Below are 20,928 nucleotides of genomic sequence, written 5' to 3' on the forward strand. Positions count from 1 at the left end.
ACTCCATCCTGACACGCGCCGGCCCCGCCCCCTCAGCCGGAGGCGGCCAGCGCGGGCCCCCCGAGGGAGGGGCGTGGCGGGGTTCCCCGCCTGCTCGTCGGGGACGGCGACCCCGAATGAGGTCGGGTGGTCACATCTCGGCGGTGAGCCTGGCGATGGCGCGCATCTTGTTCATGGCGTCGAGGGCGGCGACCTTGTAGGACTCGGCCAGCGTCGGGTAGTTGAACACCGCGTTGACCAGGTAGTCGACCGTCGCCCCGCAGCCCATCACGGTCTGCCCGATGTGCACGAGCTCGGTGGCGCCCGTGCCGAACACGTGGACCCCGAGCAGCCGCCTGTCCTCGGAGGAGACCAGCAGCTTGAGCATGCCGTACGAGTCGCCGATGATCTGGCCCCTGGCCAGCTCCCTGTAGCGGGAGATGCCCACCTCGAACGGGATCCTCTCGCGGGTCAGCTCGTCCTCCGACTTCCCGACGAAGCTGATCTCGGGGATGGTGTAGATCCCGATCGGCTGCAGTTCGCTCATGTCGGGGACGGGCTCGCCGCAGGCGTGCTGCGCGGCGAGCCTGCCCTGCTCCATCGAGGTGGCCGCCAGCGCGGGAAAGCCGATCACGTCGCCGACGGCGTAGATGTGCGGGACGGGGGTGGCGTAGTCGGCGTCGACCCTGATCCGGCCGCGATCGTCGGCGGACAGGCCCGCGGCCTCCAGGCAGAGCTCGGCCGTCTTGCCCTGGCGTCCCGCGGAGTACATGACGCAGTCGGCGGGGATCTTCTTCCCGCTCTCCAGGAGGGTCAGCGCCCCGCGCGGCCTGCGCTCGACGGCGGCGACGCTCTCGCCGAAGCGGAAGGTGACGGCCAGGTCCCTCAGGTGGTACTTGAGCGCCTCGACGATCTCCAGGTCGCAGAACTCCAGCATCCGCTCGCGACGCTCCACGACCGTCACCTTGGTGCCTAGCGCGGCGAACATCGAGGCGTACTCGATGCCGATGACCCCCGCCCCGACGACGACCATCGTCTCGGGGACCCGGTCGAGGTGCAGGATCGCGTCGGAGTCGATGACCGTGCGGTCGTCGAACTCCACGGTGGAGGGACGGGCGGGCGACGTGCCGGTGGCGATCACGATCTTCTCGGCCGTGACCTTCCGCTCCTCCTCGCCCGTGACGCCGATGGTGTGCGCGTCGAGGAAGCGGCCCGTCCCCTGCAGCAGGGTGACGTGGTTGCGGGCCAGCTGGCTGCGGATGACCTGGATCTCGCGCCCCATCACGTGCTGGGTGCGCATCCCGAGGTCGGCGACGGTGATCTCCTCTTTCACCCGGTAGCTGGCGCCGTACAGCTCCCGCTGGTTGAGGCCGGTGAGGTAGAGCACGGCCTCGCGCAGCGTCTTGGACGGGATCGTGCCGGTGTTGATGCACACCCCGCCCAGCATGTGCGTCTTCTCGACGACGGCCGTGCGCCTGCCGAGCTTGGCGGCGGCGATGGCCGCCTTCTGCCCGCCGGGACCCGACCCGAGCACAAGGAGATCGAAGTCGTACATCGGTGCAGGCCTCCCAGCCGATGGACTCTCCCGGCGGTCCGCCGGCAGTTCCATTGCAACACGCGCGGACGCCCGGGAGAACGGCACCGATCAGGCGGGCTAGGCCGAGCTTCCCGCCATGACCCTGTCGACGATCGCCGTCGCCCCCTCCTGCCTGGCGCAGTGGGCGCAGCAGAACCAGCGCCTGTTCGCCTCGACGCCATGACCGATGATCTTCTGGCCGCAGTGCTCGCAGATGGGCGCCATCGCCTGGATGGCGCACTGGAAGGAGTCGAAGGTGTGCACCGCGCCCTGGGCGTGCACCTCGAAACTCATGTCGTAGTCGTTTCCACACACTTCGCAGACGGCCATGTCGCTCCTCCGATCAGGGATCCTCCAGCGGAGATACCCAGGTGGCGCGGCGCATGCGTGCCTCCGGCGAAGTCTTGGCCGATGATCTACCGGCGGGGCTAGAGCGTGGCGCCGCCGTCCACCACCAGATCGGTGCCGACGGTGAAGCCCGCCTCGGGAGAGGCCAGGTAGAGCACGGCCGCGGCGATCTCCTCCAGCCTGCCGACCCTGCCCACCGGCACCGCCGACCTCATCCGCTCGTCGCGCTCCTCCACGCTCTCCCCTGGGCGCATGGACATCGCGGTCGCCGCGGGGCCGGGGCTGACGGCGTTGATGCGCACGCCCTCGGCGATGTACTCCAGCGCCGCGGCCTTGGTCAGCGCGCTCACCGCGGCCTTGGAGGCGATGTAGGCGGCCATGCCGCTGTAGCGCTTGTGCGCGCCCAGGTTGGAGGCGGTGTTCACGATGACGCCGCCGCCGGAGCGGCGCATGTGCTCGATCTCGTGCTTCATCGACAGCCACACGCCCGTCACGTTCACGTCCATGACGCGGGCCCAGGTCGCTTCGTCCAGGTCGGTGACCGTCCCGCCGGCGAAGACGCCCGCGTTGTTGAAGGCGATGTCGAGGCGGCCGTGCCTGGCGACCGTCTGTTCGACCATCGCCGCGGCGCCCCCAGAGGTGCTCACGTCGGCGATCACGTGGCTCGCCGACCCGCCGGCGTGCTCGATCAGCTTCACCGTCCCTGTCAGCGGCTCGGCGCCGCGCCCTGCCACCACGACCGTGGCCCCCTCGGCCGCGAACGCCTGGGCGGCGGCCCTCCCGATGCCCGATCCGCCGCCGGTGACGAGTACGACCTTGCCGTTGAAACGCATGACCACTCCTATCGAGAACGAGTGGTCATGAATATGCCCTATCTAGAACGAACGGTCAAATATCCGAGGAGTAGAGGCACGCCGAGCGCCCCGAGCAGCGCCAGCGCCACAGGCAGCGAGAACGCCGCGCTCAACCCCGCCACCAGCAGCGGGCTGACGACGAACCCGGTGTAGGAGATGGTCGAGACGGCCGAGACCAGCCTCCCTTCCTCGTCGCCGACCGCGGCCCTGCTGAGCATCGCGGGCACCAGCGGTCCGAGCGCGAGCCCGGTGATCGCGAACCCGACCAGTGACAGCCAGACCATGGGAGCCAGCCCCGCCAGGACGATGCCGCCACCGCCGCCGAGCCCCGCCAGCACGTAGAGGGGGCGCAGCCCGAGCCTGGGAAAGGCCTGTGCCGTCAGGCGGCCCGCGGTGAGCGCGCCCATGTAGGCGGCGGGCGCCGCGCTGGCCAGCAGCGCGGAGGCCGAGCGGAAGTCCTCCAGCAGCAGGACCGACCACTGCTCGACCGAGTTCTCGATGATCAGCGCGAACGCGGCGAGCACACCGAGCAGCAGGGCGTGCCGCCAGGCCCCCTTCGGTCTGCTGTCGGCCACCGGCTGCACGCCCCTGCCGAGCGGCAGCCCCATCGCCAGCGCCGCGCAGGCCAGCACCAGGACGGCGATCACGGCCAGCACCTGCGCGGGGCCGTACCCGAGAGAGCGGGCCAGCCCCGTGGCGGGAGCGGCCACGATCACGGCGACGGGGAAGGCGGCGTGCACGGTCTGGAAGAGCCTGCCGCCGGACTCGCGCTCGGCCCTGCCCGTCGCGGTGTTGAGCGCGATGTCGAGGGCGCCGCTGGCCGCGCCGAGCCCGACCAGGGCCATGCCCAGCGCCAGCGGGGTCGTGACCAGCCCGATGCCCGCCGCCGCCAGCGCGAACAGCGCGGTGCTGACGGCCAGCGCGATCCGCTCCCTGCCCCTGACCAGCCGGCCGGTGAGCGCCATCGCGGGGATGGCGCCCACGGGCACACCGGCCAGCGCCAGACCCAGGTCGGCGTTGGTGGCGCCGACCTGGGTCTGCACGGCCGGCAGCAGCGCCGACCACGACCCCCAGAAGACACCCCAGACCGCGCAGACCGCGACGAGCCTGGCAAGCGTCATGCGAGCGTGAAGGTGCCGACCCTGACGTCGCCGGTGAAGACGAGGTAGACGTCGTGGACGCCACGGACGGGAGTGATCGGTGTCATGGCCGTAGCGTATGTGTAGACATCACCCGTCGCAGGCGCTTGGAGCGTGCCGAGCAGCCTGCCCGTCGGCGAGCCGAGCCGCACCTCGACGGAGCCGCCGGTCACGGAGGCGAGCTGCGCGGTGAAGGCCGAGCCCAGCCTGGAGTCCTTGAAGGCCAGCCAGTCCCCCGCCTTGCCGCCCACGGCCTCGCCGCGCTCCTTGCTGAGATCGACCAGCCGCACGCCCTTGTAGTCGTCGAAGTCGATGGCCCTGGTCGGCTTCGACAGCTCCCGCGGAGGGATCCGCTCCCCCTCGACCTGGAGGGTGGCGCGCTGCCTGATCGCCGAGGACGAGCCGCCGACCAGCACGTCGTGGGTGGCGCTCTCGACCGTCCATCTGCCTCTGGTGACGTCCCAGAGCGCCAGGTCCTCCTTCTTGAGCGTGAACCGCACCTCGCGGCTCTCGCCGGGCCGCAGCGAGATGCGCTGGAAGCCGCGCAGCTGCTTGACCGGCTGGACCACGCGGGAGCGTTGCTGGTGGGTGTAGAGCTGGACGACCTCGTCGCCCGCCCTCGACCCTGTGTTGGTGACCCTGACGCTGACCTGCCCGTCCTTGGTGACCTTCAGTCCCTGGTAGCCGAACGTGGTGTAGGACAGGCCGTGGCCGAAGGCGTAGAGGGGGTCGCCCCGGTGGTACAGGTAGGTCATCCCGGTCTTGGTGATGTCGTAGTCGAGGATGTCGGGCAGGTCGCTGGAGCGGTACCACGTCTGGGTGAGCCGTCCCGCTGGGTTGATCTCGCCGAAGATCGCGTCGGCCACCGCGTGCCCCGTCTCCGGGCCGGCGTGCGTGGTCCACAGCAGCGCCTTGGCGGTGACCGTCACCGGGTAGCCGGTCTCCAGCACCACGACCGTGTTCGGGTTGGCCCGCTGCACGGCCTCGATCAGGCGCAGCTGGGAGGCGCCGAGGGTGAGGTCGGCCCTGTCGTGGATCTCGCGTCCCGCGACGAACGGGTGGCTGCCCACCACCACGACCGCCGCGTCCGCGCCCTTGGCCGCCTCGACGGCCTGCTTCACGCCGTCGGAGACGACCTCCATGGCGAAGCGGGCCGCGTCGGCCTTCGCCCCCATCGCCAGCGTGCCGTCCTCGCGGACGGTGAGGTAGTGCTCGGGGATCGACCACCAGCTCTCGTTGACCTCGTAGCCGACGTACTGGATCAGGTAGGAGCCGTCGCCCTGCTTCTCGAAGCGGAACTGCTGCTGGACGAACCAGCCGTCGGGCTCGTCGGAGTTGGCGAGGAAGGTGCCCCAGTTGCCGGTCAGCAGTTTGCCGCTGGCGGCGTTGCGCAGGGTGGAGACGCCGCCCGTCCAGTCGGTGAGGTCCCACTGGGCGGCGGCCGTCCTGTCGGCCCCGACCGTGACGGCCTGCGCGAGGTCGGCGGAGGCGGTGACGTACTTGCCGGTGGCGGTGTGCCTGAGCGCGACCCTGTCGAGCGCGTCGAGCCCGGTCACCTGGGCGCGCTCGGCCAGAGCCCGCTTCGGGGTCACCTGGTACGGCAGCGCGCCGCCGTACCAGTCGCGGTGCAGCTTGTCCTGCAGCGGTCCGACGACCGCCACGGATCTGGTCCTGTCCTGGTCGAGCGGCAGCCTGCCGTCGTTACGCAGCAGCACCATGGCCTCGGCGGCGGTGCGCCTGTTGAGCGCCCTGTGCGCGGGCGAGTCCACGACCTCTTTGGTGATCTTCGCGTAGGGGCCGCCACCGGGGTCGGCGTGGCCGAGCCTGATCCTGATCGACAGGACGTGCCGTACGGCGGTGTCGATGTCGGCCTGCGTGATCAGGCCGCGCTCCAGCGCCGCCTTGATGGAGGCGGTCATCGGGGCGGTGTCCATGCCGTCGACGGTGAAGCTGTCCTGGCCGGCCTTGAGCGTGGCGGCGTAGGAGGTCGGCTCGTCGGGGTAGTAGTTCTCGACCTGGTAGAGGGCCTGGGGCGCCCACGCGTCGCTGACGTTGTAGAGGACCTTGTCGGTCCAGGTGCGCACGACCTCGTCCTGGTCGGGGTTGACGGTGTTCGGGCGGCCGTTGACGAGGTTGTAGGAGCCCATCACCCCCGTGGCGGCGTCCGCGCTGATGGCGGGCTTGAAGGCGGCCTCGTCGTACTCGTGCCTGACCCTGGGCGGCAGGTTGGAGGAGGTCAGGGAGCGCTGGTACTCGTTGTTGTTGGCCAGGTAGTGCTTCAGCACGGGGGCCGTCTTCAGGTACACGGGGTCGTCGCCCGACAGCCCCTTGCCGTAGGCGGTGGAGATGGCGCCGGTCAGCAGCGGGTCCTCGGAGTAGCCCTCCTCGTTGCGCCCCCAGCGCGGGTCGCGCAGCAGGTTGACCACCGGCGCCCACACCTGCGTGCCCCACAGCTCGGGATTCTCGGCCGCGTAGCCGCGCACCTCGTCGCCGGTGGCCGCGCCGACCCGCTTGATCAGCTCGGGGTTCCAGGTGGAGGCCAGTCCCACGGCCTGCGGGAAGATCGTGCCGCTGGCGAACTTCTGCTTCCACCCGTCGCCGTGGTCGTTCGACCAGCCCACGCCGTGCAGGGCCTCGGTGCCGTTCTTGTGGTACGGCAGGCCAAGGCGCGGTATCGCCTCCTGCGACTGGTGCAGCAGCGAGATCTTCTCGTCGGGCGTGAGCCTGCCGAGCAGGTCCTCCACCCGCTCGGCCAGCGGCCTGGACGGATCCTGGTAGACGGGCGCGTCGGTCGTGAAGGCCGATAACGACACGACGAGGGCAAGGGCTAGGAAGGCTCGCTTCACTTGAGGGCTCCTACGGTGACGCCGCGGGTGAGTGTGCGCTGGAAGATGAGGAAGAAGGCGACCGCGGGGACGATCCCGAGCAGCGCGGCGGCGCTGGACATCGTGGCGTCCATCATCTTCTCGCCCTGGAGCAGGCCGAGGACGACGGGCACGGTCTGGTTGTCGTTGGAGACCAGGAAGATCAAAGGCAGGAAGAACTCGTTCCACGTCCAGATGAAGAAGAAGATCATCAGGACGCTCAGCGTCGGGCGGCTGATCGGGACCACCACCGACCACAGCGCCCTGAAACGACCCGCGCCGTCGATGTGGGCCGCGTCGAGGATCTCCCTGGGGAACTGGCCGAGGACGGCGCTGAGCAGGTAGGTGCCGAAGGCCGACTGGATCACCGTGAAGATGATGATCACGGCCAGCCTGGTGTCGTAGAGGCCCGTCGCCTTGGCCAGGTAGTAGAGCGGGTAGACCAGCGCCTCCTGCGGCAGGGTGTTGGCCGCGAGGAAGACCACGAGCACCCACATCCTGCCGCGCACCCTGCCGATGCCGATGGCGTAGGCGTTCAGCACCGACAGCAGCACCGCGAGCACGGCGACGCTGCCGCTGATGAGCGCGCTGTTGAACAGCTTCTCCCCGAAGTCGACCCTGATCCAGAAGTCGGCGACCGCCTCGAGGGAGAGCCCCTCGGGCAGGGAGAAGGGGCCGTTGGCGGTGTAGTCGCGCTTGGACTTGACGGCGTTCAGCGCGACGATCACGAACGGCGCGACCATGGCCAGCGCGAGCACGGCGAGCGAGGCCGTCAGGGCGCCCCTTCTCATTCGCGCTCCTGCAGGCGTAGGAAGGCGACGGTCACCAGCAGGATGACCAGCGCGAGCACGGTGGCGATCGCCGAGCCGTAGCCGACGTTGAGCCGCTCGAAGAAGTTGAGATAGGAGAAGTAGGAGGGCACCATCGTGGCGTTGCCAGGCCCTCCCCTGGTCAGCACGTAGATCGGGCCGAAGACCTTCAGCGCGGCGATCGTGCAGGTCAGCAGCACGACGAAGATCTCGGGCCTGATCTGCGGAATCGTGACGTGCCAGAACCTGCGCCACCAGGAGGCCCCGTCGAGCTGTGCGGCCTCGTAGAGGGCGGGGTCGACGCGCTGGAGCCCGGCCATGAAGATCACGACGGGGTAGCCGAGCTGGAACCACACCATGACGGCCATGACGGTGGGCAGGGCGTAGCCGGGGTCGCCGAGCCAGTTGCGGTCCAGGCCGAGCGGGCCGAGCAGCTCGTTGAGCGCGCCGTACGACGGGTTGAGCAGCCAGCCCCAGACCACGCCCGCGACCGCCACCGGCAGCACCTGGGGCAGGTAGTAGGCGGCGCGCAGCACGCTGGGCAGGCGCCTGCCGCGCAGGGTGAACAGCGCGGCCGCCAGCACCAGGCCGAGCAGCGTCGGCACGACCGCCATGGCGACGATCAGCGCCACGTTGTGCTGGAAGGACTGCCAGAACCGCTCGTCCCTCAGCAGCCGCGCGTAGTTGTCCAGGCCGATCCAGCGCGGCGCCCCCACCCCCGACCAGCGGGTGAAGCTCGCCGCCACGTTCATGCCGAACGGCACGACGATGACGGCGAGGACCAGCACCGCGCTGGGCGCCAGGTAGAGCCAGTAGCCCCTGCCCGCCCTAGTCGCCGACATCGGCGAGATTGTCGTTGTACGGCCCCGCCAGCTCGTCGAGCACCTGCTGGGGCGTCTTGGTGGCGTTGATGAGCTCCTGCACGCCCGCGACGAGCACGTCGTAGTAGCCGGGAGCGGGCCAGTCGGGGTAGAAGGCGAGGCCGTCCTGGCCCGCGAGCCTGCCGAAGTTCTCGATCAGCTCCTTGCTCTTGGGGTCGGTGATGGCCGCGGTGTCGGCGGCCACGGGGATGCCGCCCGAGTTGCCGAGGAGGTTCTGGATCTCCTTGCTCATCGTGATGTCGATGAAGTCGTAGGCGAGCTCCTTGTTCTTCGCGCGCTCGGGCACGACCCACAGGTTGCCGCTGGAGCCCGGCGCCATGCGGCTGCCGGGCCACAGGAAGGTGCCCCACTCGAAGTCCTTCACCGTGGACTGCACGGTGCCGTACCACCAGCTGCCCGACACCATCATCGGGAACTTGCCGGCCATGAACGCGTCGCCCATGTCCTGGGCCTTGAGCCCGGCGGCGTCCTTGCTGATGTAGCCCTTCTTGACCCAGTCGGCCATGGTCTGGGCGGCGAAGGTGAGCTCGGGGCCCTTGAAGTCGGTCCTGCCCTGGTAGAGCTGGTAGGCGTTGACCCACGGGCGCTGCGCCTTGCTGAGCGCGAGCTGGTAGAAGACCTGCTGGGCGGGGTACTCCGCGCCGGCCATGGCCAGCGGCGTCTGGTCCTTGGCCACGAAGGCGTCCATCACCTTCGTGAACTCCTCGAAGGTCGTGGGCACCTCGAGCCCGGCCTTCTCGAAGAGCTGCTTGTTGTAGTAGACCATGACGAACTCGCCGTAGTTGGGCACGCCGTACCAGTTGCCCGACCCCATGATGCCGCGCTCGTCGTACCTGGCGGTGGTCTGCAGGCTGCCGGTCAGCAGCTTGTCCCAGCCCCGCTCGGCCGCCTCGGTGCTGAGGTCGGTGAGCAGTCCGGCCTTGGCCAGCGCGCCCGCCGTGGCGTTGCCCTTGTTGTACTCGGTCAGGTCGGGGGCGGCGTCGGAGTTGAGCACCTGCGAGGCGGTCTTCTGCATCGCCTCGAACCCCTTCTCCTCGAACTTCACCTTCACGCCCGGGTGCGTGGCCTCGAACTTCTTGATCGCCTCGGCCCACGCCTTGGCCATGGCGCTGTCGGGGCCCTCGTAGTGCCACAAGGTGAGGGTCCTGGCCTCCTGTGGCGCGGGGGCTTCGGCCGTGGCGCCGCAGGCGGTCAGCACCAGGGCGGCCGCGACGGCCAGCGCTAGTCTGCGCATCGTCATCTCCTGAACGAGACCCGCTTGGGCCCCGTGCTCGTCAGGACACCGCCGGTGCGGGTGACCGTGGTCTCCCCGTCGGTGTCGTGGATGGTGGTACGGCCGTCGCCGTCCCCGAAGGAGACGACGGTGATCTCGGGGTGGTCGCCCACGGTGTCGCCGGGCTCGGCGGTCGGGATCAGGGCGCCGTGCCGGACGAACAGCGGGATCTGGTCGAGCGGCTTGACCACGGTCACGTAGCGTCCGCCGGTCAGCGTCTCGCCGCTCCACCAGTCCACCCAGTCGCCCTGCGGCAGGTAGACCTGGCGCTCGCCGGTGGGCGAGGTCATGGGCGCCACGAGCAGGTCACGGCCCAGCAGGTACTCCAGGTCGGCGCGCCAGGCGACGGGGTCGTCCGGATGGTCGACGCACAGCGCGCGCATCATGGGCGCCCCGGTGCGTGCCGACTCGACGGCCGCGGAGTAGAGGTAGGGCATCAGCGAGTACCTGAGCCTGATCGCCGCCCTGACCTCCTCCTCGACGGCGGGGAACTCCCACGGCTCGCGGCTGGTCGTGCCGTGGAAGCGGACCAGCGGCGACAGCGCGCCGAACTGCGCCCAGCGCACGTAGAGGTCGTCGGAGGGGGTGCCGGTGAAGCCTCCCGCGTCGTGGCTCCAGAACGGGATGCCCGACAGGCCGTGCGACAGGCCGCCGCGGATGGTCGAGCCCATGGCGGCGTAGCTGGTGGCGATGTCGCCGCTCCACTGCGCGCTGTGCCGCTGGCCGCCGAGGAAGGAGGAGCGGGCCCAGACCAGGGTGTGGCCGTGCACCTCCCTGGTGACCTCCGCCACGGCGTCGTTGAACAGCAGCGAGTAGACGTTGTGCAGTTCGAGGCCGCTCATGCCGTTGTGCGCCCGCGCGTCGTGCGGCACGCCCTCGGCGAAGTCGGTCTTGAAGACCTGCACGCCCTGCTGGAGCAGCGGCCTGAGCAGTCCCTGGAACCAGGCGACCGCCTCGGGGTTGGTGAGGTCGACGAAGGCGCAGGCGGGGTAGGAGCCGTGCCAGCAGTCCGCGACGTACACCTCTCCTTCCTGGTTCTTCAGGAAGTAGTCGGTGGCCTCGGCGAAGAGCGGGCTGAGGTGGGAGACGTAGGGGTTCATCCAGAGGCAGACCTTGAAGCCCATGCCGTCCAGCTCGGCCAGCATGGCGTCGGGGTCGGGGAAGCGGTCGGGGTCCCAGCGCAGGTCGGACCAGTGGCCCTCGGTCTGCCAGTAGGTGTCGAGGTGGAGCACGTCGCAGGGGATGCCGCGCTCGCGGATCTTCTTCGCCCTGTCCAGCACGCGTTCCTGGGTGTCGACGAAGAAGCCGGAGGAGATCCAGGTGCCGAACGCCCACTTCGGCGGCAGCGCCGGACGGCAGGTCAGCAGGTCGAACCGGTCGAGCACCTCCGAGGGGGTGGGCCCCGCGATGACGTAGTAGTCGATGAGGTCGTCGGGGACGATGATCTGCACGGTGCTGTGCGTGGACTGGCAGACGTCGAACTCCGTCGGCAGCCCGCTGTCGACCAGCAGCCCGTAGCCCCTGCTCGACAGGTAGAACGGCACGTTCTTGTAGGCGCGCTGCGATTCGGCGCCGAAGGCGTCGAAGTTCCACATCAGGGGGCGCTGGCCGCGCTTGTCCAGCGGGGTGAAGGACTCACCGAAGCCCGCGAACGCCTCGTCGGGCGCCGCCACGAGGCTCTCGTGGTAGGCGACGGGGCCCGTGGCCAGGGAGCGGCCGAAGGGCAGGGTCCTGAGCCTGCCGCTGATGTCGGTGTGGCCAGGGTCCTGCTCGGTCAGCAGCCTGCCGGCCGCGTCGGTGAAACGCAGGTGGAAGGGGGCCAGCGTGATCTCGGCGCGGACGGCTCCCGCGTCCACGACGAGCCGGCCGGAGCCGCCGTCGAGCCCCTCCAGTGTGGCGGGGTGGGCGCCGGGACTGACCAGGGCGATGGCGTGGGAGGAGCGGGTCCTGGCGTCGGCGTCCTGGGCGAGCCGCACCCTGATCACGCCTTCGCCCGCCGCTCCCACCTGCACCACCAGCGTCTCCTCCGCGCCGGTGAACGCCTTGAGCGTGACGCCCTCCCCGTCGGCGGCGACGACCTCGGCGCGCGTCACCGCGGACAGCCCCTCCTCGCCGCGCTCGCGGACCGGCAACTCGGGCGGGTCGGCGACGAAATACTCGTGGGGGACCAGCGGGGGCCGGTACGGCATGGGGCACTCCTTCGAGGGGCTGCGTTGAGCTTTAATTAGTTTGCTTGCTATACCAACAAACGTCAACGGGAATCCCAGGGAGTGCGATGTTCTACGGCGGCGACTACAACCCGGAGCAGTGGCCGGAGGAGGTCTGGAAGGAGGACGTCGCGCTGATGCGGCGCGCCGGGGTGAACCTGGTGACCGTGGGCGTCTTCTCGTGGGCCAGGCTCGAACCCTCGCCGGGCGTGTACGACTTCACCTGGCTCGACACCGTCATGGACCTGCTGCACGAAGGCGGCGTCCAGGTGGACCTGGCCACGCCGACCGCCTCTCCCCCTCCGTGGTTCTCACTCCTGCACCCGGACGCGCTGCCGGTCACGGCCGAGGGGACGCGCCTGACGCACGGCAGCAGGGACACCTACTGCGTCAGCGCGCCGCCGTACAGGCAGGCCTCGATGTCCATCGCGAGGGCGCTGGCCGAGCGCTACCACGCGCATCCGGCGCTGGCGATGTGGCACGTGCACAACGAGTACGGGACGCGGTGCCACTGCGACCACGTGGCCGCCGCGTTCAGGCAATGGCTGGAGACCAGGTACGGCGCGCTGGAGGCGCTGAACGAGGCGTGGACGACCGCGTTCTGGAGCCAGGGCTACTCGGCGTGGGAGCAGGTGACGCCGCCGCGTGCCACCCAGTACCTGCCCAACCCCTCGCAGGCCCTCGACTTCAGGCGCTTCCTGTCCGACGAGCTGCTCGGCCACTTCACCGCGCAGCGGGACCTGCTGAAGTCCTTCACGCCGCACCTGCCGGTGACCACGAACTTCGTCTTCGGCGACTGGGTGCCGGTGAACCACCACAGGTGGGCGAGAGAGGTGGACGTGGTCGCGATCGACCACTACCCGTCGGGACCCGGCACGACGGCCGTGGAGGAGGGCGCGTTCGCCGCCGACCTGGCGCGCTCGTGGGCGGGAGGACGGCCGTGGCTGCTGATGGAGCAGGCGGCGGGGGTGGTCTACACCGGCGCCCGGATGGCGGCCAAGCGCGAGGGCGAGACGATCAGGCACAGCATGCAGCACGTGGCGAGAGGCGCGGACGGCGTGCTGTTCTTCCAGTGGCGCGCCTCGAGGGGCGGCGCCGAGCAGTGGCACGCGGGGATGGTGCCGCACGCGGGCCCCTCCTCCCGCCTGTTCGGCGAGATCTGCGAGCTCGGCGCGCTGCTCTCGGACACCGAGGCCGACGGCGAGGTCGCCGCCGAGGTCGCGCTGCTCTGGGACGCGGAGGCGTGGTGGGCGCTGGGATCGCCGGGCCTGCCCTCCCTCGAGCTCGACTACCTCGACGCGCTGCGGCAGGCCCACCGCGTGCTCTACCACCACGGCCACACCGCCGACTTCGCCGCGCCCTCGGCCGACCTGTCGCGCTACCGCGCGGTCCTGGTGCCCAGCCTCTACCTGCTCTCCGATGCCGACGCCGCCAATCTGGCCCGCTACGTCGAGGCGGGCGGGACCCTGGTCGTCTCCTTCTTCAGCGGCGTGGCCGACGAGCACGCCAGGGTACGGCTGGGCGGCTACCCCGGAGCCCTGCGCGACGTGCTGGGCGTCAGGGTGGAGGAGCTGCGCCCCCTCGACGCGCCGGTGTCGCTGACGCACGGCCTGACCGGCACGCTGTGGAGCGAGGTCGTCCACCTGGAGGGCGCGACGGCCGTGGCCGCCTACCCCGACGGGGCTCCCGCGATCACCCGCAGGCAGGGCGCGTTCTACCTGTCCACCCGCCTCGACGACGCCGGATACGCGTGGGTGCTGCGGCAGGCGGGGCTGGCGATGCCGGACTCGCCCGTCGAGCTGGTCAGGCGCGGCGACACCGTGTTCGCGATCAACCACACGGACCTGCCGCACACCGTCGCGGGCCCTGGCGGCGGGCCACTCCGCCTGGAGCCAGGACAGGTGCTCCTCTATCCGGCGCAGACCTCGCGGTAGGGCACCTCGTCGAAGTGCTCGCGCCACTCGGCCTCGGTGAGCTCCCTGCCCGCGCGCCCGCAGACCAGCCGCGTCATCCTGGCGGGGTCCACCACGAACTCGTGGACCAGGCCGTCGGCCTCGGCGACGTAGAGCAGGCCGCCGTCGGGGCTGAAGGCCACCCCGCCGCCGCCCGGCACGCCCGCGAAGTAGGCGCTCATCGCGCCGCCGAGCCGCCTGCGCGCCCCCACGTCCCACACCTGCAGGGTGCCGGGGGCGTCGCCCACGCTGGCCAGCAGGTCGCCTCCAGGCGAGAAGGCCAGGTGCGCGACCCGTTCGGCCACGCCTCTGAGCGGCGGCGGCGGCTTGCCGCCTGCGTCGATCGCGCGCAGCGCGATCCTTCCCATGCTGTCGCCGCTGACGGCCATGACGCCCTTGCCGCTGATGGCCAGGACACCCTCGCCGAACCCGTCGCCGAGGGGCCTGCCGGTGGCCACGTCGTAGAAGCGGCCGTCGAAGGAGGCCTCGCGCCTGCCGTCGGGCGTCAGCACACCCCCGGGACTGCGGGTCCTGAGGGTGGCCAGCCGGCGACCTGTCCTGGCGTCGATCCTGGTCAGCCTGAAGTCGACGGGCGCCTGCGTGAGGGCGGTGGTGACGACGAGCGTGCCGCCGTCGCGGGTGAACTGCGTCCCGGACGGCGGCATGCCGTACGGCTGGGGCGCCGTCCAGAGCCGTCGGCGGGTGCTCAGGTCCCACAGCGTCATCGGCCCGTCGTCGGCGACGGTGAGCAGCCGATCGCCCGAGTGCGCGAAGGTCGCCTGCCCGGTGGCGGGGAGGACCCAGACCTTGCGGCGGCGGGCCACGTCCCACAGCACCGTGGTGTGGTCGTCCGGCATGGTGACCGCCCACCGGCCGTCGGGGCTGAGCCGGGTGCCGTACGGGGCGCGGTCCAGGCGGAAGTCGGTGACGCGCGGGGTCAGGTCGAGGGTGACGACCGTGTCGTCGAGCAGGTAGCGCAGGTCCTGCCCGTCGAAGCGGACGTCGCTCACCTCCCCCTCCGCCCGGTAGGCGAGGATCTCTCGCTGGTCGGCGACCCGCCAGACGCGCAGGGAGCGGTCGGCGAAGGCGGCCAGGTGGCGGCCGTCCGGGCTGAAGCGCAGTCCCCTGGCTGTCGCCCCGCACAGCTCGCAGGACGGCGCGGCCGGCCAGTACTCGTGCTCGCCTCCGGGAAGCGGGCGCTGCCGTCCCGTGGCGGGGTCGACGAGCTTGATCTCCCTGCCCGCGCAGGCCAGGGTCGCGCCGTCGGGGCTGAAGGCCGCCGCGTACGGCTGGTCCCCGCACGCGGCGCTCAGCCGGTCGTCGGTGGTCCAGGAGGGCAGGCGGCGCACGTAGAAGCGCGGATCGCCCGGCACGACGAGCAGCCGTCCCGTCCTGTCGACGAGTGGGTGCTGCCGCCCGACGTACCCCTCGTCGAGGAGCGTGCCGAACGTGCGGTCCGCTTCGTGGTCCCACAGGTGGATCACCTCGTCGGTGAGGCTGACCGCCAGCGTGGACTCGCTGTCGCCGTACTCCGCCGAGCGTCCGCCGGAGCCCTCGGGCATCGCCTTGCGCGCCACGAGCCCGCCCGTCGCGACGTCCCATACGGTGATCCACTTGTCGGTCGTCACGGCGACCCTGCGTCCGCTGCCGTTGACCGACACGCCCGACAGGTGCTCGCTCTCCAGGCCGGGTACGACCCAGCCTGCCGTCCTCCCGCCGGTCCGCACGTCGTGGACGGCCACGCCGCTCTCGCTGACGCTGACCAGCGAGCGCCCGTCGTGGCTGAGCACCCGCCGCGCCACCCCGTTGACCGGCGGATCGCGGAAGGCCGCCCGCTCGCTCTGCTGGAAGGCCGACATCAGCGCCGAGCGGGTGTCGGGGCCCGGCGAGATCCGCCAGGCCGCGACGGCCAGCAGCATCGCCTTGACCGGGTCGCCCGCCCGCAGCGCGGCCGTCTCCAGCGCGACGTTCCTGGCCGTGGCCGTGTCGCGCTGGGCATCGGCCCTCCTGCCCTGCCAGACCGCGAGGCCGCCCGCGACCAGCGCCACGGCCAGCGACCCTGCGAGCGCGAGCGTGGTCAGCCTGCGGCGGCGGGTCCGCCTCCTGGTCAGCTCGGTGCCTGCGCGCAGGTAGTCGCGTTCGGTGGGGGTGAGGGTGACGTGCTTGCGGCCGGTGGCCGCCCAGTTCAGCACGTTCTCCAGGCGGCTGCCCTGCAACAGGTCGCCGTCGCGGCGCCCGTGCTCGGCCCACTGCCTGGCGGCGGCGCTGAGCCCGTTGAGGACGGCGAGGCCCTCCCTGTCCGCCTCGACCCACCTGCGCAGCCTCGGCCAGGCGCGCAGCAGCGCCGGACGGGAGAGCGCGACCAGGCCGTCCCTCTCGGTGACGACGTAGGAGAAGGCGCGCAGGACGCGCTCGACCGCCTCCTGCGGCCTGCCGTCCACGAGCTCGGCCCTGGGCGCCCACCTGCCGGTCTCCTGCCCGTCGTCGCCGACGGCGACCAGGCGGAGGAAGACCTCGGCGGCCAGCTCGCGCTCGCGCGGGCCGAGCCCCGTGTAGGCGTCCTCGGCGATGGTGCCGAGCGAGGGATCGTCCGTGTCGTGGACGTGCACGCCCCTGGCCGTCCGGCTTCCTGCCGCCAGCAGGCCGGGTGTGTCGCGGGCGCCGCCGCTGACCAGGGCGAGCAGCAGCTCGCGCGCGGTCGGCCTGGCGGCGGGCTCCTTGTCCATGGCCGCGCCCACCAGCGTGCGCAGCTCGGGCGGCAGCGGGCTCAGGTCGGCGGAGTCCGACAGCACCCTGTGCATGACGCCGCCCAGGTGGTCGGCGTGGAAGGGGTCGCGGCCGGTCGCGGCGAAGAGCACGACGGCGCCCCAGGCGAAGACGTCCACCGCGGGAGTGGCGCGCGCACCCGTGAGGATCTCGGGCGCCATGTAGCTGGGCGTGCCCGCGACCTCGCCGCTCCTGGTCAGCGACATGTCAGTGGTCCTGGCGATGCCGAAGTCGATCACTCTGGGCCCGTCGGGGCCGAGCAGCACGTTGTCGGGCTTGAGGTCGCGGTGGATCACTCCGGCCTCGTGGATGGCGGTCAGCGCGGTGGCCACGGCGGTCGCCAGGCGGTGCAGGTCGTCGCCCGAGAAAACGCGCCCGGCGGCGCGCAGGCTGGGGCCCTCCACGTACTCGGAGACGATGTGCGGCCTGGGCCCCTCGGTCTCGACGTGCAGGACGCGGGCGGTGCAGAAGGGGGCGACCCGCTCGGCCGCGCTCGCCTCCTTGGCCAGCCGTCCCGCCCCCGCGGCGTGCAGCACCTTCACCGCGACCCTGCGGCCCTCGCCGTCGTAGGCCTCGTAGACGACCCCCTGGCCGCCCTCGCCCAGTCGTCCGGCCAGCCAGTAGTCACCGATGCGCTCAGGATCCCCCACGAGGATTTAGATGCCGCGCGCCGAGGTGAAGTTGCCCTGAGGAAGGAGACGAGGCAGATCACGAGGAGAATCAGCGCCACGTCGGAGGAGCGCCGTCCATCTCGTCGCCGCGACGGGCCCCGCCGCGGCCTCGATGCGTGGCCGGGCAGCAGCCGCCGGGTTGAACTCAGGCCGCCGGCAGGGGGCCAACCTGGCTGATATATGCGCCTTTGCTACTACATCCGCCACTCGGCTCCTGCGTCAGGTCATGGCCGAGCGGTCAAAATGCATTGAACGGGGGCGAGCGGCCCCGTAGGTTGGCGCGCATGGCGGTTCGCAACCATTCGCCAAGCTCCTGTCAAGCGGCGGGGCAGAGAGTGGGAGCACGCGGAAGGGGGGCAGACCATGCGACGCATCAGGAGAGCCAGGACGGCGGCCAGACGGCGGCTGACCCGCACACCGGACCTTGACCTGCGGTCCCCGTCGGGGCGGCAACTTCCCTACTGATGTGATCTTTACGAGGGTTTTACGCGGTGCCCGATATGTAATGTGATGTCACGAAAACATCACGCTGGGGGGCGCTCTGATGACGAGGCTGGTGGTGGTGCCGGCGCATGTGGCCCGGCACAAGGTGCGCGACATCGGATCGGCCCGCCGCGAGAGCGGCAAGGCCGATCCGAAGGTGGTCGACCTGGGGGCCTACAGCGGCCGGAACGTGATCCGCCTGCCTTCGGGCCCCACCCCCGCCGCCTAGACCTTGTAGAGCTTCTCGGCGTAGGAGTCCCCGTAGTAGCGCTCGAGCTCCTCGAGGGACTCCTCCGTCTTCTGCACGCTCTTGACGATGGCGGCGTGCGAAGGCAGCGCGTCGGGGTTCCAGGTCTCGGGCTTCCAGAGGTTCGAGCGCAGAAAAGCCTTGGCGCAGTGGAAGAAGATCTGCTCGATCTCCACGACGATCGCGAGCTTGGGACGGTTGCCCTTCACGATCAGCTCGTCGAAGAACGGCGCCTCCCTGACGAGCCTGGCCCTGCCGTTGATCCGCAGCGTCTCGCCCCTGCCGGGGACGAGGTAGAGCAGGCCGACGTACGGATTCTGCAGGATGTTGTGGAAGCCGTCGGCCCTGCGGTTGCCCGGCCTGTCGGGGATGGCGATCGTGGTGTCGTCGATGACATGGGTGAAGCCCGCGGGGTCGCCCTTGGGTGAGACGTCGCACGCGCCGCTCGCGTCGGCGGTGGCGATGAGACAGAACGGCGAGTTGGCCAGCCATTCCCTGTCGCGCTCGTGCAGGACCGCCCGCTCCTTGGTGACGGCGCGCGGCATCACCTCGCCGAGCAGCTCGCGCAGCTCTTCCTCGGACTTGATCTCCGCCCAGTCCATGCGATCCCCTCTGCAGTTCGTCCGGCCTTGCCCATCTTTGACCATCGGACGGTCATCACCGGCATCGGGGGTCGCGCTCAGCCGCCCGAGGAGAGGGCGATGCTCTCGGGGACGGCGGCGAAGGCCTCGTCAAGCCGCCTGCGCAGCCCTGCCCGCCCTTGTTGTCCTCCCGCGGCCGCCCAGCTCAGGGCGGCGTGCCGCCAGGCCGCCACGGCGACCTCGATGACCAGCTTCAACCGCACGTCGCCCGGGTCGACGCCGAGCCTGGCGCCCATCCTGGCGAAGGCGGCCTGTGTGGTCTCGTTGCAGTAGCGCAGGCTGTGCGCCTCCACCGCGGGGGTGAGCCCGCACAGCGCCCTGGTGGCGAGAAAGCGGGCGTCCCACCCGTCGTCCATCCGCTCCAGGCTCGCCCGCAGCGCCGTCAGGAAGGCGTCGAGCACCAGGCCCCGCACCTGCATCGTGTCGACCTCGGAAAGGAAGGTCGACCACAGCTCGGTGTCGGCGGCGAGCGCGACGTCCTCCTTGGAGGGGAAGTTGCGGAAGAAGGTGCGCTTGGACACCTCCACGGCGTCGACGAGCTCGTCGAGCGTGGTCTGGTCGAACCCCTTCTCGGTGAACAGCCGCAACGCCGTCTCCGTCAGGGCCTGCCTGGTGCGGGCCTTCTTTCGCTCCCTGAGCGGCAGCTCGCGCAGATCCATGGGCCCACTCTATCCGCAATCGCCGTTTGACAGCTAACGCCACTAAGTGGCATTTTCGGCCGAGTGGCAATCCAACTACGGACCCGGAGCTCCGCGCTCACCCTCACGGTGGTGCTGCTCGGCTTCCTCGTCGTCCCCATGTCCATCTCGGGCGCCGCCGTGGCGCTACCGGGAATCGGCGCCGACCTGCACACGGCCGGCGCGCCGCTGCAGTGGGTCATGAACGCCTACAACCTCACCTTCGCCTCCTTCACCCTGGTCGCGGGCTCGCTGGCCGACCTCGCCGGCCGCCGCAGGGTGTTCGCCGCGGGCGCCGCGATCTTCGCGGCAGGCTCGGTCGCCGCCGCCTTCGCGGGAGAGATCTGGCTTCTGGACGCCGCCAGGGCCCTGTCCGGCGTGGGCGCGGCGGGCGTGATGGCAAGCGGCGCGGCCATCCTCGCCACGACCTTCGACGGCCAGGCCAGAACCAGGGCCTTCGCCCTGCTCGGCACCGTCGCGGGGGTCGGCCTCGCGCTCGGCCCGACGATCTCGGGCTGGCTGGTCGGCGGCCTGGGCTGGCGGGCGATCTTCGTGTCGCACGCGCTGGTTCTGGTGGTCTCCCTGCTCGGCCTGCCCTTCGTGGGCGAGTCACGGGCGCCCCGTCGGCAGAAGGTGGACGTCCGAGGCGCGCTGACCTTCGTCACCGGGCTGGCCGTCCTGACGATCGCGGTGGTGCAGGGACCGCAGTCGGGCTGGACGAGCCCCGGCGTGCTCGCACTGGCAGGAGCGGCGGCCGTGCTGCTCGGCGCGTTCGTGGTGACGGAGCGGCGCAGCCCCCATCCCGTGCTCGACCTCACCCTGGTACGCGACCGCCGCTTCCTCGCGCTCAGCCTCCTGCCGGTCGCGACCACCTTCGGCATGGTGACGCTGCTAACCTACCTGCCCACCTACTTCGTCGGCGTCCACGGCGCGACGCCGCAGCAGGCGGGCCTGTGGATGCTGGTGCTCACCGCGCCCGTGCTGCTCACCCCTCCCGCGGGCGGCTGGCTGCTGAACCGCGGCGTGTCCCCGAGAACACTGGTCACCGCGGCGGTGGTGATGCTCGGCGCGGGCAATGCCTGGCTGGCGACGACGGACGCGGCCCTGCCGGCCGTGCCGATGCTGCTGGCAGGGGCGGGCGCGGGCCTGGCCTTCGGCGTCGGCGACGGACTGGCGATGAGCATGGTGGCGCCCGAGCGGGCGGGGATGGCCGCGGGCTTGGTCAACACGATGCGGATCGGCAGCGAGGCGATCGTCATCGCGGTGTACGGCTCGGCGCTGGTCAGCCTGGTCCAGGCGGACGTGGGCGACCCTGAGCTGGCCGACAGGATCGCCGCGGGCACGAGCGCCGCGCCTGAGCAGTTCACCGGCGCCTTCCACCTCGTGCTCTGGGCGGTGGCTCTGATCACGCTGGCGATGGCGGCAGGGATCCACACGATGCTGCGCCCCTCGCGGGTGTGACAGGGATTCGAGGGTGCGCGGCCGAGCAGGCGGTCGCGCGCTCGGAGCGGCAACCAGCCGTCAACCGTCTTTCCATCGCGGTGGCGCAGTGTGGCAATGT

General features: G+C 71.0%; 15 protein-coding genes. 3 read left to right on the forward strand and 12 right to left on the reverse strand.

The features are described 5' to 3' along the window. Positions 1–130: 130 nt before the first annotated feature. From sthA to ABFX50_RS17020, 9 genes are all read right to left on the reverse strand, one after another. The gene (gene sthA, locus ABFX50_RS16980; RefSeq protein WP_346147449.1) at positions 131–1,534 is read right to left on the reverse strand and encodes a Si-specific NAD(P)(+) transhydrogenase; all 1,404 of its coding nucleotides are present in this window, start codon (positions 1,532–1,534) and stop codon (positions 131–133) included. Positions 1,535–1,633: 99 nt separating this feature from the next. Further along, entirely contained in the window at positions 1,634–1,885 is a 252-nt protein-coding gene (locus ABFX50_RS16985; protein ID WP_346147450.1) for a hypothetical protein, read from the reverse strand. A gap of 98 nt (positions 1,886–1,983) precedes the next feature. Further along, positions 1,984–2,736, reverse strand: a complete 753-nt coding sequence (locus tag ABFX50_RS16990) for an SDR family NAD(P)-dependent oxidoreductase (protein ID WP_346147452.1) — start codon at positions 2,734–2,736, stop codon at positions 1,984–1,986. A gap of 38 nt (positions 2,737–2,774) precedes the next feature. Continuing rightward, on the reverse strand, positions 2,775–3,878 hold the full coding sequence (locus ABFX50_RS16995; protein WP_346147454.1) for an MFS transporter: 1,104 nt from the start codon (positions 3,876–3,878) through the stop codon (positions 2,775–2,777). Next, positions 3,875–6,742, reverse strand: coding sequence for a glycoside hydrolase family 3 protein (locus ABFX50_RS17000; protein WP_346147456.1), 2,868 nt, complete (start codon positions 6,740–6,742; stop codon positions 3,875–3,877). Before ABFX50_RS17000 ends, ABFX50_RS16995 begins: the two co-directional genes overlap by 4 nt. Further along, positions 6,739–7,551, reverse strand: coding sequence for a carbohydrate ABC transporter permease (locus ABFX50_RS17005; RefSeq protein ID WP_346147458.1), 813 nt, complete (start codon positions 7,549–7,551; stop codon positions 6,739–6,741). Before ABFX50_RS17005 ends, ABFX50_RS17000 begins: the two co-directional genes overlap by 4 nt. Next, positions 7,548–8,411 carry a carbohydrate ABC transporter permease gene (locus tag ABFX50_RS17010; RefSeq protein WP_346147459.1) on the reverse strand — a complete coding sequence of 288 codons (864 nt, stop codon included), beginning with the start codon at positions 8,409–8,411 and terminating at the stop codon, positions 7,548–7,550. The genes ABFX50_RS17005 and ABFX50_RS17010 overlap by 4 nt, the downstream gene beginning before the upstream one ends. Beyond that, positions 8,398–9,684, reverse strand: a complete 1,287-nt coding sequence (locus tag ABFX50_RS17015; protein WP_346147461.1) for an ABC transporter substrate-binding protein — start codon at positions 9,682–9,684, stop codon at positions 8,398–8,400. The genes ABFX50_RS17010 and ABFX50_RS17015 overlap by 14 nt, the downstream gene beginning before the upstream one ends. Positions 9,685–9,686: 2 nt before the next feature. After that, positions 9,687–11,912: a TIM-barrel domain-containing protein gene (locus ABFX50_RS17020; RefSeq protein ID WP_346147463.1), complete on the reverse strand. Its 2,226-nt coding sequence runs from the start codon at positions 11,910–11,912 to the stop codon at positions 9,687–9,689. An 86-nt stretch (positions 11,913–11,998) separates the two neighbouring features. On the opposite strand from ABFX50_RS17020, the gene ABFX50_RS17025 reads away from it, so the two are divergent. Then, positions 11,999–13,864, forward strand: a complete 1,866-nt coding sequence (locus ABFX50_RS17025) for a beta-galactosidase (protein WP_346147465.1) — start codon at positions 11,999–12,001, stop codon at positions 13,862–13,864. On the opposite strand, the gene ABFX50_RS17030 is transcribed toward ABFX50_RS17025, so the two are convergent. Then, positions 13,840–17,298, reverse strand: a complete 3,459-nt coding sequence (locus ABFX50_RS17030) for a protein kinase domain-containing protein (protein WP_346147466.1) — start codon at positions 17,296–17,298, stop codon at positions 13,840–13,842. The genes ABFX50_RS17025 and ABFX50_RS17030 overlap by 25 nt on opposite strands. Before the next feature lie 565 nt (positions 17,299–17,863). Here ABFX50_RS17030 and ABFX50_RS17035 point away from each other — a divergent pair. Then, a complete protein-coding gene (locus tag ABFX50_RS17035; RefSeq protein ID WP_346147468.1) occupies positions 17,864–18,031 on the forward strand; it encodes a hypothetical protein in 168 nt (55 codons plus the stop codon). Here ABFX50_RS17035 and ABFX50_RS17040 read toward each other — a convergent pair. Both ABFX50_RS17040 and ABFX50_RS17045 read right to left on the reverse strand, forming a co-directional pair. Next, positions 18,028–18,651 (reverse strand): pyridoxamine 5'-phosphate oxidase family protein, encoded by a 624-nt coding sequence (locus ABFX50_RS17040; protein ID WP_346147470.1) that lies wholly within the window; start codon positions 18,649–18,651, stop codon positions 18,028–18,030. The genes ABFX50_RS17035 and ABFX50_RS17040 overlap by 4 nt on opposite strands. A gap of 77 nt (positions 18,652–18,728) precedes the next feature. Then, positions 18,729–19,349: a TetR family transcriptional regulator gene (locus ABFX50_RS17045; RefSeq protein ID WP_346147472.1), complete on the reverse strand. Its 621-nt coding sequence runs from the start codon at positions 19,347–19,349 to the stop codon at positions 18,729–18,731. A gap of 63 nt (positions 19,350–19,412) precedes the next feature. Between ABFX50_RS17045 and ABFX50_RS17050 the strand changes: the two genes are divergently transcribed. Continuing rightward, a complete protein-coding gene (locus tag ABFX50_RS17050; protein ID WP_346147474.1) occupies positions 19,413–20,828 on the forward strand; it encodes an MFS transporter in 1,416 nt (471 codons plus the stop codon). Positions 20,829–20,928: the final 100 nt, after the last annotated feature.

Source organism: Nonomuraea recticatena (assembly GCF_039533245.1).
In the GTDB taxonomy this organism is placed as follows: Bacteria; Actinomycetota; Actinomycetes; order Streptosporangiales; family Streptosporangiaceae; genus Nonomuraea; species Nonomuraea roseola.

What these genes read in the sequence shown, in the direction of transcription:
- sthA (WP_346147449.1), bottom strand. Translation starts at nt 1,534, where the DNA reads ATGTACGACTTCGATCTCCTTGTGCTCGGGTCGGGTCCCGGCGGGCAG.
- ABFX50_RS17010 (WP_346147459.1), bottom strand. Translation starts at nt 8,411, where the DNA reads ATGTCGGCGACTAGGGCGGGCAGGGGCTACTGGCTCTACCTGGCGCCC.
- ABFX50_RS17025 (WP_346147465.1), top strand. Translation starts at nt 11,999, where the DNA reads ATGTTCTACGGCGGCGACTACAACCCGGAGCAGTGGCCGGAGGAGGTC.
- ABFX50_RS17035 (WP_346147468.1), top strand. Translation starts at nt 17,864, where the DNA reads ATGACGAGGCTGGTGGTGGTGCCGGCGCATGTGGCCCGGCACAAGGTG.
- ABFX50_RS16985 (WP_346147450.1), bottom strand. Translation starts at nt 1,885, where the DNA reads ATGGCCGTCTGCGAAGTGTGTGGAAACGACTACGACATGAGTTTCGAG.
- ABFX50_RS17015 (WP_346147461.1), bottom strand. Translation starts at nt 9,684, where the DNA reads ATGCGCAGACTAGCGCTGGCCGTCGCGGCCGCCCTGGTGCTGACCGCC.
- ABFX50_RS17045 (WP_346147472.1), bottom strand. Translation starts at nt 19,349, where the DNA reads ATGGATCTGCGCGAGCTGCCGCTCAGGGAGCGAAAGAAGGCCCGCACC.
- ABFX50_RS16995 (WP_346147454.1), bottom strand. Translation starts at nt 3,878, where the DNA reads ATGACGCTTGCCAGGCTCGTCGCGGTCTGCGCGGTCTGGGGTGTCTTC.
- ABFX50_RS17020 (WP_346147463.1), bottom strand. Translation starts at nt 11,912, where the DNA reads ATGCCGTACCGGCCCCCGCTGGTCCCCCACGAGTATTTCGTCGCCGAC.
- ABFX50_RS17040 (WP_346147470.1), bottom strand. Translation starts at nt 18,651, where the DNA reads ATGGACTGGGCGGAGATCAAGTCCGAGGAAGAGCTGCGCGAGCTGCTC.
- ABFX50_RS16990 (WP_346147452.1), bottom strand. Translation starts at nt 2,736, where the DNA reads ATGCGTTTCAACGGCAAGGTCGTACTCGTCACCGGCGGCGGATCGGGC.
- ABFX50_RS17005 (WP_346147458.1), bottom strand. Translation starts at nt 7,551, where the DNA reads ATGAGAAGGGGCGCCCTGACGGCCTCGCTCGCCGTGCTCGCGCTGGCC.